Source organism: Waltera acetigignens (assembly GCF_025567015.1).
Lineage (GTDB): Bacteria > Bacillota > Clostridia > Lachnospirales > Lachnospiraceae > Acetatifactor > Acetatifactor acetigignens.
The window spans coordinates 131102-146525 of the sequence record NZ_JAOQJO010000006.1; the positions used below are offsets into that span (position 1 = coordinate 131102).

The window sequence follows — 15424 nt, forward strand, 5'->3', positions numbered from 1 at the left end:
AAATTATTTTGCCAACACATACGAAGGAAGCATAGCACTATGACACGGAATAAAATTAAATTTTCTCATACCAAATGGCTGCTGCCGTTATGGATACTTCTTATCGGCAGTATTGTCTTATATATGATCGCTCATGCGGTACAGCAGAACGACTCCAGGCACATCCGCACTCTTGCGGAACTAAATGCTGTAACCTACGGTGATAACATGATCGCAGATCTGAATGCCGGTATCAATATCACGGATACACTGGAGCAGCTTCTGATCAGTACGGACGGCAGAATCGACAAATTTGATATCATTGCGGACAGAATGATGGCAGATTACGTCCGGAGCATCCAAGTGGCTCCCGGGGGCATCGTAACAGATATCTATCCCGCCGAAGGCAACGAAGCAGGTAAAATAGACCTGATCCATGACAAATACCGCGGAGAGACCGTAAATTACAGCATTGCTAATGATGTGCTTATCATACATGGTCCTTTCGAGCTGGAGCAGGGAGGACACGTCCTTTCGATCCGTAATCCAGTTTTTTTACAGGATGAGAAGGGAACTCCATATTTTTGGGGCATGACTATGGTTATCATCAAGGTTCCTGATATTTTTCAGCATTCCGCTGATGCCTTAACCAATTTCGGTTATCAATACCGGCTATCGAAGACCATCTCACCTCTGACCGATGAATATACCGTGGTAGACCAGTCGGAGGAGACTCTGATGGATCCCGTCTCTTATGATTTTACTCTGGGAGGCTGTAGCTGGAAGCTGGAAGTCATGCCCACCGGTGGCTGGAAGAATGGCACACTTTTACAACTGATAGTATTATGTGGCATTGCAGTGATCCTACTACTGGTGGTTCTAACGATATCTATACTATTCGTTGACGAGCAACGCAAAAAATTTCGCAGACTCTCTCTGACGGATTCTATGACCGGTCTCTTAAATCGTAACGGATTTAATTTGCAGCTGGAGGAGTATCTGGAGGGAAACAAGCAGAAAAACTGTGTCGGTATATTACTTGACGTAGATAATTTCAAATTCATCAATGATGTCTATGGTCATACTATCGGTGATCAGGTTCTATTGCATCTTTCACAATCCTTAGTGCAGGCTTTTCCGGATAATTCCATTATTGCCAGAAATGGCGGTGATGAGTTCTGTATTATCCTGAAAGATTGCAGTGCAGAAGAGGCTGCCCCAATGATAGACGCTTTCAGCAAGGCTTCCCGCTCTTTTTCTGCCAAGGGTGCCGAACACAACTATAGTATTTCCCTGGGCTATGCGGAATACCCTGCCAACGCAGAAAAAGTCTCTGACATTCTCCGTTATGCCGACATCGCTCTCTATGAGGTAAAATTACAGGGAAAACATGGTGCTCTGGCCTACCGGCCGGATTTCCACAATTCCAAGCGGACGCAGCTTGGTTTTTCGTTATCGGATATTTCCGACAACCTGCCGGGTGCCTTTTTTATCTACCGGGCTGACAAGGAGGATGAACGCATCCTGTATGCTAATCAGGAGATGCTTCAGCTGACAGGCTGCAAGGACTTGGATGATTTCATGCATTTTACGAAACATCAATTCCGTAATCTGGTACATCCTGAAGATCTGACACAGGTAGAAGAAAGCATCTGGCAGCAGATAGAATCCGGCATGAACGGATACAATGATTATGTCAAATACCGACTTGCTGTCAAAGATGGAACTTATAAGACGGTTCTGGATTATGGGCGTATCGTGGAGAGTGAACATTATGGCTCGGTTTTCTATGTATTGGTAGTGGATTGCGAATTTATCAAAACACACTACGATGATTAATCATAAAAATAAAAGAATAACAAACTTTCCTCCGGGGCATACTGGTTCCGGAGGAATTTTTATATGAAAGATCAGATTAAGTCTTACTTACAACGTTTGAATCACGGAGAAGCTCTGGAAAATGTCCAGACGGATTTCGTCCGGGAATGTAAGGATGTGGATCCTGCCGAGATTATGCATGCCGAGCAGGAGCTGCTGCGGGAGGGTACTTCCATCGAAGAATTGCAGCGGCTCTGTGATGTGCATTCCGCCCTGTTCCATGGTTCCACGACAGAAGAAAAAACTGCCAATGCCGAAAAAACAACAGCCCATTTTCCAGATGCCCAGAAACTACACTCTAAAGACATAAAGGACCAACGGCTCTCCGCCGCTGCCGCCCTGATTCAGATCTCCGGACATCCTCTGCAGACTTTTACGCTGGAAAATGCAGCACTGGAAAAGCTGATTGCTCGCGCGAGGCAGGCATTGGAAAATAATGGAATTACCGATGAACTGCTTGACGAGCTGCGCCAGATTGCTATCCACTATGCCCGGAAGGGAGACTTACTTTATCCACATTTGAAGGTGAAATATGGGATCAGCGGCCCCTCTGCAGTCATGTGGACAGTGGATGATGAGATCCGGGATGAACTGAATGCCCTTGCAAAACAAAAACACCAAAAAGAAACCGATGCATGGAAACAACGTTTGAATGCCGTATTGACCCGCATGGAAGAAATGATCTACAAGGAATCCAATATCCTCTTCCCCAACTGCGCACTGAATTTCTCGGAGGAGGAATGGTATCACATTTACAGGGATGCCAAAGATTATGCGGAATGCTTCGGTATCCGGGGTGATAGTTGGGAGGCTGCGGAAGCACATCTGACCGACACTGCCTCTACGGCTGACACCATGTCTGCGGAACACGCTTTTACAGGTAGTGAGACCAGAATCCACCTCCCCAGCGGCAGTCTGACCCTGTCGCAGCTGACCGCCATGTTGAATACGATTCCTTTGGAGATCTCTTTCGTAGATATCGATAATATCAATCGCTACTTCAACGAAGGCCCCAAGGTGTTCAAGCGTCCCGGTATGGCATTGGGCCGGGAGGTCTTCACCTGTCACCCGCCTAAGATCGAAGAACGGGTTCGCCGCATTATCGGAGAATTCCGTGCAGGGAATATGGACCAGGTACCGGTCTGGATGGACAAGGACGGCCGGACTTTCTTAGTGACTTATTATGCCGTCCGGGATAAGCAGGAGCAATATCTGGGAACGCTGGAACTGGTACAGGACATGGAGTTTGCAAAAGAGCACTTCCGCTAGGACAGTGCTCTTTTTACTTTATTATTCTACCGTCACGGACTTGGCCAGATTTCTAGGTTTGTCTACGTCGCAGCCTTTACCAATTGCGATATAATACGCTAAAAGCTGTAGCGGAATGATTGCAAGCGAATTAGCAAAATAAGGATCTGTCTCTGGAATATAAATGACATAGTCTGCTGCCTTTTCCATCAATTTATTACTTTCGAATGTAATTGCCATTACTTTTGCCCCTCTGGATCGTACCTCTGTCATATTACTGATCGTCTTCTGGTACAGCTTCGGTTGTGTGGCCAAAGCTATTATCAAACTTCCCTCTTCAATCAACGAAATTGTTCCATGTTTTAATTCTCCCGCCGGATATGCTTCTGAATGAATATAGGAAATTTCCTTTAATTTCAAGGATCCTTCCAGAGATATTGCATAATCTATTCCCCTTCCAATAAAAAAAATATCTTTAGACCCTGCATACCGATTTGCAAGATACTGTATTTTTTCTTTCTGTCCCAGCAATAGTTCAATTTGATCCGGCAGATGCTGCAAACATGTCAGCATAGACTCATACTGATTCTGCTTCATTATTACCTTCACTCGTGCAAATTTAAGTGCCAGAATATACAGTGCTGTCAGTTGTGCACTATATGCCTTAGTTGTTGCCACTGCAATTTCCGGTCCCGCCCAGGTATACATAACACTATTTGCTTCTCTGGCAATTGAACTTCCCACTACATTAACGATTCCAAGCACCTTAAATCCTTTTTTTTGCGTCTCTCGAAGTGCAGCCAGAGTATCCGCTGTCTCCCCGGATTGACTAATCACAATAACCATATCGCCCTTCTGCAAAATAGGGTCTCTATAACGAAATTCACTGGCAACATCTACATCCACTGGGATTTGCGCTAATCCTTCTATTATGTACTTTCCTGTCATACCAACATGATATGCCGATCCACATGCCACAATATGGATTTTCTCTACTTTGCATAATTCATCATCGCTAATTCCCAACTCATTAATAACAATTTCATTCCCTTTAATTCTAGGTAAAATCGTATTATTTACAGTAGCCGGCTGCTCGTAGATTTCTTTCAGCATGAAATACTCATATCCTGCTTTCTCTGCCGCATTGACATCCCATTCAACAGTAACAGGTTCTTTCACTAATTTCTCTTCATCTATTGAGTAAAAACACATACCTTCCTTTTTTAATTCTACTACTTCCTGATTATCTACATAATATACCGTTCTGGAATATTTTAAAATAGCAGGAACATCGGATGCAATAAAACAACCCTTATCGTTCTTTCCCACAATCATAGGACTATCTTTTCTAACTGCATAAATTGCTTCTGGATGATCCGCAAACATAATACCCAAAGCATAAGACCCCTCCACACGATGCAATACTTTTATGATAGTTTCCAAAGGATTTCCCTGGTAATAATAATCCAGTAAATGAGCTAATACTTCTGTGTCGGTATCAGAGATAAATTCATAACCCTTATTCTGCATTTTCTTTTTCAGAATTGAATAATTCTCTATAATTCCGTTATGTACCACTGCAATCGTGCCTGTTTTGTTCCTATGAGGGTGTGCGTTTTTCTCACTTGGCGCTCCATGAGTTGCCCACCGTGTATGTCCGATTCCGGAAAATCCTTTCAGCCTTTCTCCTCCACAGGTCAGATTTTCCAAAATCTTCAATCTTCCTACGGCCTTTTGCGTAATGATCTTCTCTCCGTCAAATACTGCAATTCCTGCGGAATCATATCCCCGATATTCCAATTTAGATAATCCATCCAGAATAATTGGTGCTGCCTGTTCCGTTCCAATGTATCCTACAATACCGCACATAGCTATCGATCCTTTCCCAAAATCTATTTTATTTCTTCCAGATAATGTACTGCATCCAGTTTATTCAGTTCAGAAATCACCTCCGGATGGTACATATTTTTCTTCAGATCAAGTTTTACAAACAACACAATGTCTTTGGCCTGCAAAGACTGTCTCTTTTGCTTTTCTACCGTTTCCAGCAAATATCCCTTGTTCTCTAAGAAGTTATAAAGTTGTTTCATCCCGTTTGTTTTATCAACTTCCATGTATAGCAGTAACATATGCTTATGTTCATCCATATAATGACTCCATCGGGTCATCACCGACAAAATAAATGTAATTGCCAAAAAACCGCAGACACTGCCTGCCATATAGCCGGAACCAATCAAAATTCCCAGGCATGCCGTTGTCCATAATACCGCTGCTGTTGTCAATCCTCTCACATAATTTTTTCCAGTAATCAGGATACTTCCAGCCCCAAGGAATCCAATGCCACTGATGACCTGTGCTGCCAGTCTTGCCGGGTCTCCATTCCCATATACCGTAAACAAATACTCATTCGTAATCATGACCATGGATGAACCCAGACATACCAAGGCAAATGTACGAATTCCTGCCGACTGTCCATGAGCTGCACGGTCCAGTCCAATCAGACCTCCGAACAGTGTTGCCAATGTCATTCTCAGGATAATTGATATTAAATTAAAATTTTCAAGATATTGTACAATCTCCATTATTCATAGCTCCTACCACATAAATGCCCCCTTTATTGGTATTACATAATAATTCTCCATTATATACACCACATGCCTCAATCTCTTCGTTCCTAAAAACAGATTCTCCAAAATCATATCTTCCCGTGATCTTTCGCTGTTTCAAATCAAAAATCCGCATACCATTGGGGAAATCTGCTCTGCCAAATCCAAAAGTATAATAGATTTTCCCGTGATATACCATTCCTGCCTGTGTTGCGCCAATATCATAATCTGTTACAAATTGATCCAGAATATCTTTTTTTGTAAGAATTACCTTTTCTTTTGTAATCTCCGGCAAAGGAAATGTCGTAATAATATACGCATTTTTACTGTCATATTCTCTGAGTTTTGTACGATATCTGGCTGACACTATATACAACACTTTCTTTTCATCATCTGGAAGAAAAGAAGGCCATCCCCAACAGGGAGCTTCATACAAATCCTTTGGTCCATAGGTATCGTTTCCGGATAAAATAATTGTCTGCCGAAGTACAGAACTATATCTTTCATTCTCTTTATGGATCTGTTCTACCACGCATCTGCCATAATATCCCTCCTCATCCCTGCCTCCATCATTCCCAGCTGTGATATAAATCGGAGGATATTGTTCTCCTCTTTCCGGTTTACTCAGGAAAAGTGCCTGATTTGCATGATTAATATAAGGATCTCCTGAACCCTCTCCGGTGTAAGACTCCGGTAAAAAGTGACCTACTATCTTTTTTTCTTTCAAATCCATCACATCACAACTTCCACCATGATAATATAAAAATGCTTCGTCTCTCCAAATTGCCATACCCTGTTGGCTTCTGGCAGATTTTTCATAACGTGTAAATATTGACCCTGTCACCTTTTCTACCATTTCGCATCTCCTTGTTCTTATTACCATTGTCTTTGTTTCAATTTTTTCATAACGTGATTTTCCATGCCAAAATAATCATACAATCTGTCAAATTCTTCTCCCATGCTTTCATATACACGATGATATTCCTCCTGTGGTGTATACACTTCAAAATCTCGGGACTGCATATTTGCTGATGCCGCAGATAATGCCGCATGTCTGACCGCTTCGGTCTGCGGTCCTTCTTCTGCTCCACTCCCATAACCACCTTTTACAGATGGTAATGCTGCTGCCGCATAAATTGCCATGCCTAATGCTGGAGCCTGTTCACATCTGTGGACTATAATCTTTTTCCCTGTTACATCCGCGTAAATCTGCATAAAAAGAGGGTTTTTCTGTGTAATTCCTCCACACGCATGAATTTCTTTCAGGGGAATCCCATATTGTTCTACTTCCTTGAAAATTCTTTTTACGCCAAAAGCACAGGCTTCCAAAAGTGCACGATAGATTTCTTCCGGCCTGGTTTCCAATCCTAATCCCAGAATCAATCCGCTCAATTCCTGATCTGCCAGACAAGATCTGTTTCCATTCCACCAATCAAGTGCAAGCAATCCGTTCTGTCCCGGTTTTAATTTTTCTGCCTGTTCCGACAACCAACTGAAAATGTCCTTTCCGGCTTCTCTCGCCTGCTCCTGACAATATCCGGGTACGCTGTTCTTAATAAACCATTCTAGGCAGTCCCCCGTAGAGGCCTGACCTGCCGCATACCCGATTAATTCCGGCAGATCACAGTAATCAGCTATACTGCATAATCCCTGTATTTCTTTTCTGCTTTTCCCTTGAAAAATAATACCGGTGGATGTTCCTACGACCAAAAGTACTTTTCCTGCATCGGTAATACCCAGTGCCGGTAGTCCGGCATGTGCATCCATTTGTGCTCCAGTTACAATAGTATCGGCACATAACTTCAATTCCTCCGCAGCCTCTTCCGTTAATGTTCCTGCCTTTTCCCACGGATATATATACAAGGCATTTTTTGCTCCCAACTTCTGCTCAGGAATATTCTCAAGTTCCGGAGCTATCTCTGCAAAAAGTCCGGCTTCTGGATATCCCTGCTTCTCTCTCCATAATCCCTTACACAATGCAAAGGAGGCACTACGGATCTGTTTTCCCGTAAGCTTACATAACAGCCAGTCTGCTGCTTCCAGAAAATAGGCAGCTCCATCATATACTTTCCTATCCTTTTCAAAGATCTCCAATACTTTAGGAATCAGACACTCTGCAGAAATTCTGTTTCCGTACACAGCCAGCAATTCCCTGTCATATTTTTTAAGCAGTTCCGTCAGTTGTTCTGCCCACGGTGATGCGGAATGATGTTTCCACAATTTTGTATAGGCATGAAAATGCCATCGATATTCTGCTTTTTCTGACAATGGTATTAGATTTCTATCTACTGGTAATACGGTACTTGCTGTGAAGTCAATACCCATTGCACCAATTTCTTTTGGATCTACACCAGACTGTTCTATCAATTTTCCTGTCAGCTGACGTAAAGCATACCAGTAGTCCATAGCATCTACCAATACCGTATCCGGCGGCAACTCTTTACTTCCCACATCCGTGGCACTCAAAATGCCTCTTTTATATGCTGTCACAGCCTCTGTAAGAATTTTACCATTGTTAAGGGCAACTAATACTCCTCTCGCAGACAGAGATCCAAAATCTAATCCGATCACATATTTTTTTCTCATACATTTTACCCTTCCGGAAGAATTTTTAACCCTTAACCCCACTGGTGGCAATTCCTTCTACAAAATATTTCTGACAGGAAATAAACAAAATAATAACAGGTACTATAGCAATAGTTGCTGCTGCCATTGTAAGATCATATCTTTGCAATTCATCCAGTAAATACCAGCGGATTGCTTGTGCAACTGTATATTTTTCCTGTTTGGTAATAAAGATCAATGGAGACAGATATTCGTTCCAGGATCCAATAAAAGCAAGAATAACCAACGTAATCATAGCAGGCTTGGTTAATGGCATTAATACCTGTAGGAATATCCGGAAATGTCCTGCACCATCGATTTTTGCAGCTTCCATTAAATCATTGGGTAATCCGATATAAAACTGACGCAACATAAAAATAGCCGTCGTTGAAAACCAGAACGGTAAAATACAGGACCACAGAGTATTATAAAGCCCCATGCTCTTAAACAACATAAATCTTGGAATAATCGTTACCTGTCCCGGAATCATCATAGAAGCCAGAAACATCATGAACACAAAATTTTTTCCCTTAAACTGAATTTTAGCAAAAGCATACGCTGCCAGAGACGCTATGGCAATCTGTCCGACCGTAGAAAAAAATACAATAATAATGGAATTGCCGTAGGATTTCATCATATTTACATTTTCTACGCACCATACCTGCTTGAAGTTCGACCACATGGGCTTTGCTGGAAGCCATTTAAAGGGATGGGCAAAAACCTCATTTGTAGTCTTAAGTGCTGATAATCCCATCCATATCAATGGCATTACAAACAGAATTGCTATAGCACTTATGATAATGGTTTTCACTATACAAATTACCAGTTTCCTTCTGTTAATTCTCGGCTGTTTTTCCATTTTTCCCATTTCAATTTCCTCCAATTTAGTAATGAACCCATTTCTTCTGACCTATAAAATTCACTATTGTTACTGCCAGAATAATAAAGAACAATACAACAGCTTCTGCTGATGCATAGCCGAATTTGTAATCCGAAAAGGCATTGCCGTAAATCAGTACTACCATAGAGGTATTTTCCTTTGCCTGCGTACCGGTAGTCATAATATTAATTGCAGAGAAAACCTTAAAAGCTGCAATCATACGAACTACCACAAGATAGAAGGTTGTCGGAGAGATCATAGGAAATGTGATTTTCCAGAACTTTCGAAAGCTATTGGCTCCATCAATATCAGCCGCTTCGTATAATTCTTTTGGTACGTTTTGTATTGCTGCCATATAAACGATTAATTCAAATCCGATGGCCGACCAAATCAGGATCAAGACAATAGGCACTCTGGAAAGAGAAGGATTCGTCAGCCACTTCATTGGCTCCGATATCATATTTACCTTCATCAGCATATCATTAATCGGCCCCTCCTCACGGAAAAGAAATTTGAATACGGCAGCCAGCGCTACAATACTTGAAATATATGGAATAAAAAAACACATTCTTAAAAATTTTCTTAAAAAGATTTTTCCGTTCAAGATATATGCCAGAATCAGTGAAATCACAATAGAAACTGGAACTGTTGTAATAGCATAAAAAAAGGTATTTTTTATAGCCTGAATAAAAAGCTTATCCTCCAGAAGATTTTTAAAATTTTCCAAACCTACCCATTGAATTCCTTTAAATCCTGACAAAAAATTCCATTTTGTGAATGCCAGAAATATGGAAAAAAAGAAAGGAAATGCTACTAAGACAAAAAATGAGATTAATGCGGGTGCAACAAACGCATATCCTATAAGTGTTTCTTTTTTCTTATACATATGTAATACTCCTCCGCCTTACTGTTACAAAAAGAGAGCGGTCTGTCGTAATACCAGCTCTCCGCTCTCTTTGCGACTAATGCCTTTATTTATCGTTCTGAATTGCTTCGTCCGCTGCTTCTGTTGCCGCTTTCATAGCATCTTCTGCCGTCATGGTATCATTAAATGCATACATTGCATTTTCCTGTACTGCACTGGTCACATCAGAATATGCTGTCATATGTGACTCTACGAAAGTAGGTTTGCTGGTGTCTCCAATCACACTCTTAAAGGAATTTATATCAATTATCTTGGCTGCTTCTTCCTCAGAGCCAAACACCAGTGATACCAGATCACTGATTTCTGTTCCCTTCCAAGTGGACATATGTCCTGCCAGAGTAAGGTATTTAGATCCATACGTTGCATACCACTTAGTAAATGCCCATGCTGCCTCTTCATTCTGACATCCTGTAGCAATACCTACATGAGAGAATATATTTGCTCCTGCCATATAGTTCTCCTGCCCCTTTTCTTCTACGGGATACGGTGCAAATCCGGTAATAAAATCGGTAGGAAAATTCTCGGTATCACGAATAAAACGAATCATGGTAGGAGATATCGCTGAGGCAGTTTCGCCCTGGGTAAACGGAGTTTGTACCTGAATACTGTCAGAGCGATATACTGACTTTGGATACCAGATTTTATCTTCCTTCTCTGCCTTCAACTCTCTTTTCAGGGAATTTACAATGATAGGATCATTAAAAGCACTCAGACCCGTAGAATCATCATAATAGCGGTCAATACCTTCTACCTGCTGTCTCGGAAAAGTAAAGGAATCAATCTGGTGAAAATCAGATCCTCCGTATACGACCGTCTTGCCATCTTCTACCTTCGTCATCTTGGCGCAGGCATCCAAATATTCGTCCCAGGTCCATTCCGTAGGAAGCTCCCCTAATCCTGCTTCATTCCAGTCAGTCATATTAATGGAAACAAAATATTTCAGTCCACCACAAGGCAGTGTATAAATATGATCTTCATACTTATATGCATCCGTTCCCCAGTTAGCAACCAGATCTATACCTTCCTTTTCCACCCTGTCGGTAATATCTTCAAACAGGTTATTAGACCAACGGTTCCATGTCTGCGTCAGGCCAAAAGAAGCCAATACATCTACCTCTCCAGACATAATTGCTGTATTTACGGACATATTTCCATCACTGTTATTAGAGTAACTATTTAGAGTAACTTCAATATTGGGATATGTCTTATTGAAATCTGCAATCATGTCATCCATTCCTGCATTTCCCTTAAAAGGAATCCAGAAATTTACTTTCCCTGACATATTAGTGTCATCCTCCAGAATCCAGGAAGTCAAATCCCCGTCTCCCGTTGTCTCACTCCCGCCTTCTTCTGCAACCGTACTCTCCTGTGCTGCAGCTTTTGTAGCTGCTACTGTCGCATCGGAAGTCTCCTCATTCGTTGTAGAGCCACATCCTGCCAGCATGCTTGCTACCATTGCTGTGCTTAACAGTACAGACATAATTTTTTTCTTCATAAATAATTTCCTCCATTCTCTTCCATTTCATAATATATGTTTAAAGTCTTTCCGACCTAAACCTCTCCTAAATATGCTTTCTGTTCTTTCAGTAACTGACGAAGTTTCTGCACATCCACCATTCTCACACTACATTGTTCTTTAATAGAAAGTGCTGCAGCAACACCTGCTGCCTGTCCTATAGCCATAACGGGGGGAGTCACACGGATTGCTCCTGCCGCCTCCGAGGACGCAGATATACTTCTTCCCGCTACCAATAGATTTTCTATCTTCTTCGGTACAAGACATCCATAAGGGACTCCGTAATACTCACCTTTTCTCATGGTCAGATATTCATTGCTTTTCGGTCCGAATCTCCCATGAATATCTACAGAATTAGCGCAGACCATTATGCTGTCTTCCGGCACTTCTCCTTCCAGAATATCATCTACCTCTAACCGATAATCACCTTCAACATGTCGACTTTCACGGATACCAATGGTAGATGCCGTTTCCGTCAGTTTTGCATTCTCACATCCGGGTACATATTTTTTAATCATTCGGAAAATCATGTCTGCCTGTTTTCTTCCTTCCCTTTCTGCATATGTAAGGGATTCATTATTTGTAGCGTCCACTCCATTAATCCGGGAAGTATTAACAAACCATTCGTCATCATCGACTCCTTTGAACAATCCAAGCGATGTTCTCTCAAAATCCCAGTCTCCATTTTCCCTTGCTTTCTCTACCCACCAATGGAAGCTCCGATAGTTTACACCATCTTTACGATAAAAATTATCCTTATTTGCTTCAATATCGGCCTCTAATTTTGCAGAATCCACATTAGATATATGGAAAAACATTGTTGCAGGCTGAACAATTCCCAGTTGATTGTTTCCATATTCGCAGGCTGCACCCGCCCTATATGCTACATCCGCATCACCGGTCGCATCAATTACTACTTTTGCGTTTATTTTTTCGAAACCAGCTTTTGAAAAAACAATTGCTCCTTTGATATTACATCCATGTAGTACAGGTTGTACAAAAGTAGTATGATACAAAACTTTTACCCTTGCTTCTTCGAGCATTTCATCCAATACCAGTTTTAAGGTTTCTGTCTTAAAGGGTGTTACATGATCATGTCCCTTTTCAATCCAAGAAGTGTACGCCGTCTTCTTTCGTACCTCAGAAGGATGAATCGCACCGCCTTTTTCTATCATACGGTCTACCACTTCTTCAAAGAGTCCACGAATTATCATATGTTCTCCGGATTTATCATAGCAAGTCATAAAAGGTCCTACCAGTCCCTGGGTCACCATTCCACCTGCACAATTTCCCTGTTCAACTAATAATACTTTCGCACCGCTTCTGGCGGCTGCTATTGCTGCACAGGTTCCTCCCGGACCGGCACCTGCTACCAGAATGTCCGTCTCTATTTCCTTTACAGGTTCTGTAAATTCAAATATTTTACTGCCCATTTAGCAGACCTCCTTTTGTATTTTCTTTTGTTATAAAAGCATTATAGCGCATAGTAGGTTTTATTTCAACATGTTTTTTAAATTTAATTGTTGAAACAAAAGTTTATTTGTGATATAGTTGTCGTAACAAAAATTTATAAGGAGGTGATTTTGTATGATATTTACTGTTACCTTAAATCCTGCTGTAGATAAAACGGTAGTAATTCCAGATTTTAAAGCAGGTACTGTAAATAGAATACAATGCATTCGTCAGGATGCTGGCGGCAAAGGATTAAATGTATCTAAATGTCTGGAAGCAATGAATGAACCCAGTACTGCGGTTCTGCTCTCCGGCGGTTCTTCCGGACAATATATTGAAGATTTTATTATGAAGCATCCCCTGATTCAGCCACTTGTAACCCATGTGGAAGGCGATACAAGAACGAATCTGAAGATTATTGATCCACTAAACCATTCAAATACGGATATTAATGAACCTGGGCCTCTTATTACTGAACAAAACTATTCTTTATTTAAAGATACTTTGTTTTCCAATATCAAAGAGGGTGACTGTCTTATATTGGCAGGCTCTATACCAAAAGGCCTTCCTGACATGGTATACGAGGAGCTGATCCGGTTTGCCAATGCTCAAAAGGTAAAAACTTTCCTTGATGCTGATGGTGAAGGTTTCCTCAAAGGTGTTCTGGCTCATCCCTATCTGATCAAGCCTAATATAGATGAGCTTTCTTCTTATTGTGGCCAGACTTTATCTTCTGATGAAGATGTAATTGACGCAGCCTTGAAACTGATACATCAGGGAATCCAAAAAGTAATGGTATCTATGGGAGATAATGGTGCCATTTATGTCGATGCGGATCATTGTTACCGGGCTTTCTGCCCTAAAGTAGACGTAGCCAGTACCGTAGGTGCAGGTGATTCCATGGTTGCTGCTCTCGCTTATTGTGAATCTCAAAAGCGTTCTGCACTGGATGCCTGCAGGCTTGCTGTCGCCTTCGGTTCTGCAAGTGTAACTATGGGTGGCACACAGGTTCCCCCTCTGGACACTGTAAATTCTCTATATGGACAAGTAAAAATTATGGAGGTATAATTTTAATGAAAACAAAAGCAGTCAGATTGTATGGTGCTAACGATTTAAGAACAGAAGAATTCGAACTTCCCGAAATCAAAGATGATGAAATTCTGGTAAAGATTGTTTCTGATAGTATCTGTATGTCCACTTACAAATGTGCTATTCAAGGTAAGGCGCACAAGCGTGTTCCCCAAAATGTAGATACCCATCCTACCATAATGGGGCACGAATTTGCCGGTGACATTATCAAAGTAGGTAAAAAATGGCAGAATCAGTTCAAACCGGGTATGCGCTTTGCCCAACAGCCTGCTTTGAATTATAAAGGAACCATGTGGTCTCCTGGATATTCCTATGAATTCTTTGGTGGTGATTGTACCTACTGCATTATTCCTAATGAGGTAATGGAATTGGGGTGTCTCATGGAATATCATGGGCGTGCTTATTATGAGGCTTCCCTGGCTGAGCCTATGTCCTGCTGCATAGGTGCTATGCATGCATGCTATCACTCAGAGCCGGGCAGTTATGTCCATGAAATGGGAATTAAAAAGGGCGGTTCCATGTGTGCTCTTGCCGCTGCCGGGCCTATGGGGCTTGGGCTGATTGATTATGCACTTCATATAGAGAACCATCCAAGCCTTCTTGTAGTAACAGATATCAATGAGGAACGTTTATCCCGTGCCAGGAAATTCTTCCCCACTGAAGAATATGCTAAAATAGGAATCACAATCCGGTTTGAGAATACTTCAGCTATTGCCGATGTCAGTGCTTATCTGCTGCAGTTTTCTCCTCTTGGTTATGATGATGTATTTTGTATGGCTCCCATTGCCAGTATTTGTGAATTATCCTCATCAATTTTAGGAAAAGACGGCTGTCTGAACTTTTTTGCAGGACCTACAGACAAACAATTTTCTGCATCCCTAAATTATTACAATGTACATTACAATGCTAATCATGTAATTGGTACTACAGGTGGTAATACGGATGATATTAAAGAATCATTACAAATGTCTGCGGCCGGATTGATTCATCCTTCTGTTATGGTTACTCATATTGGCGGATTAAATGTTGCTGCTGATACTACTTTAAATCTTCCCAAGATTCCCGGTGGTAAAAAGCTTATCTATACCCATATTGATATGCCTTTAACTGCTATTGAAGATTTTAAGTCTCTTGGGGAAAAAGATTTCAGATTTAGAGATTTGTATAATATCACACAAGCACACGGTGGATTATGGTGTCCAGAGGCAGAAGAATATCTTTTAGCCCACTGGGCATAAAAATAGGAG

The 15424-nt window shown here is 41.4% G+C and carries 12 protein-coding genes; 4 read left to right on the forward strand and 8 right to left on the reverse strand.

Annotation, left to right across the window (positions count from 1 at the left end; all coding sequences use genetic code 11):
- The first annotated feature begins 39 nt into the window (after window positions 1-39).
- Window positions 40-1818: a sensor domain-containing diguanylate cyclase gene (locus tag OCV96_RS07840; RefSeq protein ID WP_262594124.1), complete on the forward strand. Its 1779-nt coding sequence runs from the start codon at window positions 40-42 to the stop codon at window positions 1816-1818.
- A 63-nt stretch (window positions 1819-1881) separates the two neighbouring features.
- A complete protein-coding gene (locus OCV96_RS07845) occupies window positions 1882-3126 on the forward strand; it encodes a DUF438 domain-containing protein (RefSeq protein WP_262594125.1) in 1245 nt (414 codons plus the stop codon).
- Between the two features lie 21 nt (window positions 3127-3147).
- Here OCV96_RS07845 and glmS read toward each other — a convergent pair whose 3' ends face one another.
- The 8 genes from glmS to OCV96_RS07885 all read right to left on the reverse strand — a co-directional run bounded on the left by glmS (window position 3148) and on the right by OCV96_RS07885 (window position 13069).
- Window positions 3148-4974, reverse strand: a complete 1827-nt coding sequence (gene glmS, locus OCV96_RS07850) for a glutamine--fructose-6-phosphate transaminase (isomerizing) (protein WP_262594126.1) — start codon at window positions 4972-4974, stop codon at window positions 3148-3150.
- Window positions 4975-4997: 23 nt separating this feature from the next.
- Window positions 4998-5687 (reverse strand): MgtC/SapB family protein, encoded by a 690-nt coding sequence (locus OCV96_RS07855; RefSeq protein WP_119623257.1) that lies wholly within the window; start codon window positions 5685-5687, stop codon window positions 4998-5000.
- Window positions 5665-6501 carry a hypothetical protein gene (locus tag OCV96_RS07860; RefSeq protein WP_172594661.1) on the reverse strand — a complete coding sequence of 279 codons (837 nt, stop codon included), beginning with the start codon at window positions 6499-6501 and terminating at the stop codon, window positions 5665-5667. The genes OCV96_RS07855 and OCV96_RS07860 overlap by 23 nt, the downstream gene beginning before the upstream one ends.
- Before the next feature lie 86 nt (window positions 6502-6587).
- Window positions 6588-8297 (reverse strand): ribulokinase, encoded by a 1710-nt coding sequence (locus OCV96_RS07865; protein WP_262594128.1) that lies wholly within the window; start codon window positions 8295-8297, stop codon window positions 6588-6590.
- 25 nt (window positions 8298-8322) lie between these two features.
- Complete coding sequence (locus OCV96_RS07870) at window positions 8323-9183, reverse strand: carbohydrate ABC transporter permease (RefSeq protein WP_262594130.1); 861 nt, start codon at window positions 9181-9183, stop codon at window positions 8323-8325.
- Window positions 9184-9199: 16 nt separating this feature from the next.
- Entirely contained in the window at window positions 9200-10081 is an 882-nt protein-coding gene (locus tag OCV96_RS07875) for a carbohydrate ABC transporter permease (protein ID WP_119623254.1), read from the reverse strand.
- Window positions 10082-10166: 85 nt separating this feature from the next.
- Complete coding sequence (locus OCV96_RS07880; protein WP_119623253.1) at window positions 10167-11615, reverse strand: extracellular solute-binding protein; 1449 nt, start codon at window positions 11613-11615, stop codon at window positions 10167-10169.
- 56 nt (window positions 11616-11671) lie between these two features.
- Window positions 11672-13069: an FAD-dependent oxidoreductase gene (locus OCV96_RS07885; RefSeq protein WP_262594132.1), complete on the reverse strand. Its 1398-nt coding sequence runs from the start codon at window positions 13067-13069 to the stop codon at window positions 11672-11674.
- 154 nt (window positions 13070-13223) lie between these two features.
- Here OCV96_RS07885 and pfkB point away from each other — a divergent pair, with 154 nt between their 5' ends.
- Both pfkB and OCV96_RS07895 read left to right on the forward strand, forming a co-directional pair.
- Window positions 13224-14156, forward strand: coding sequence for a 1-phosphofructokinase (gene pfkB, locus OCV96_RS07890; protein ID WP_119623251.1), 933 nt, complete (start codon window positions 13224-13226; stop codon window positions 14154-14156).
- Window positions 14157-14161: 5 nt separating this feature from the next.
- Window positions 14162-15415 carry a zinc-binding dehydrogenase gene (locus tag OCV96_RS07895; RefSeq protein WP_119623250.1) on the forward strand — a complete coding sequence of 418 codons (1254 nt, stop codon included), beginning with the start codon at window positions 14162-14164 and terminating at the stop codon, window positions 15413-15415.
- The last annotated feature ends 9 nt before the right edge of the window (window positions 15416-15424 follow it).

What these genes read in the sequence shown, in the direction of transcription:
- OCV96_RS07855 (WP_119623257.1), bottom strand. Translation starts at nt 5,687, where the DNA reads ATGGAGATTGTACAATATCTTGAAAATTTTAATTTAATATCAATTATC.
- OCV96_RS07860 (WP_172594661.1), bottom strand. Translation starts at nt 6,501, where the DNA reads ATGGCAATTTGGAGAGACGAAGCATTTTTATATTATCATGGTGGAAGT.
- OCV96_RS07895 (WP_119623250.1), top strand. Translation starts at nt 14,162, where the DNA reads ATGAAAACAAAAGCAGTCAGATTGTATGGTGCTAACGATTTAAGAACA.
- pfkB (WP_119623251.1), top strand. Translation starts at nt 13,224, where the DNA reads ATGATATTTACTGTTACCTTAAATCCTGCTGTAGATAAAACGGTAGTA.
- OCV96_RS07875 (WP_119623254.1), bottom strand. Translation starts at nt 10,081, where the DNA reads ATGTATAAGAAAAAAGAAACACTTATAGGATATGCGTTTGTTGCACCC.
- OCV96_RS07880 (WP_119623253.1), bottom strand. Translation starts at nt 11,615, where the DNA reads ATGAAGAAAAAAATTATGTCTGTACTGTTAAGCACAGCAATGGTAGCA.
- OCV96_RS07865 (WP_262594128.1), bottom strand. Translation starts at nt 8,297, where the DNA reads ATGAGAAAAAAATATGTGATCGGATTAGATTTTGGATCTCTGTCTGCG.
- glmS (WP_262594126.1), bottom strand. Translation starts at nt 4,974, where the DNA reads ATGTGCGGTATTGTAGGATACATTGGAACGGAACAGGCAGCACCAATT.
- OCV96_RS07885 (WP_262594132.1), bottom strand. Translation starts at nt 13,069, where the DNA reads ATGGGCAGTAAAATATTTGAATTTACAGAACCTGTAAAGGAAATAGAG.
- OCV96_RS07845 (WP_262594125.1), top strand. Translation starts at nt 1,882, where the DNA reads ATGAAAGATCAGATTAAGTCTTACTTACAACGTTTGAATCACGGAGAA.
- OCV96_RS07840 (WP_262594124.1), top strand. Translation starts at nt 40, where the DNA reads ATGACACGGAATAAAATTAAATTTTCTCATACCAAATGGCTGCTGCCG.
- OCV96_RS07870 (WP_262594130.1), bottom strand. Translation starts at nt 9,183, where the DNA reads ATGGGAAAAATGGAAAAACAGCCGAGAATTAACAGAAGGAAACTGGTA.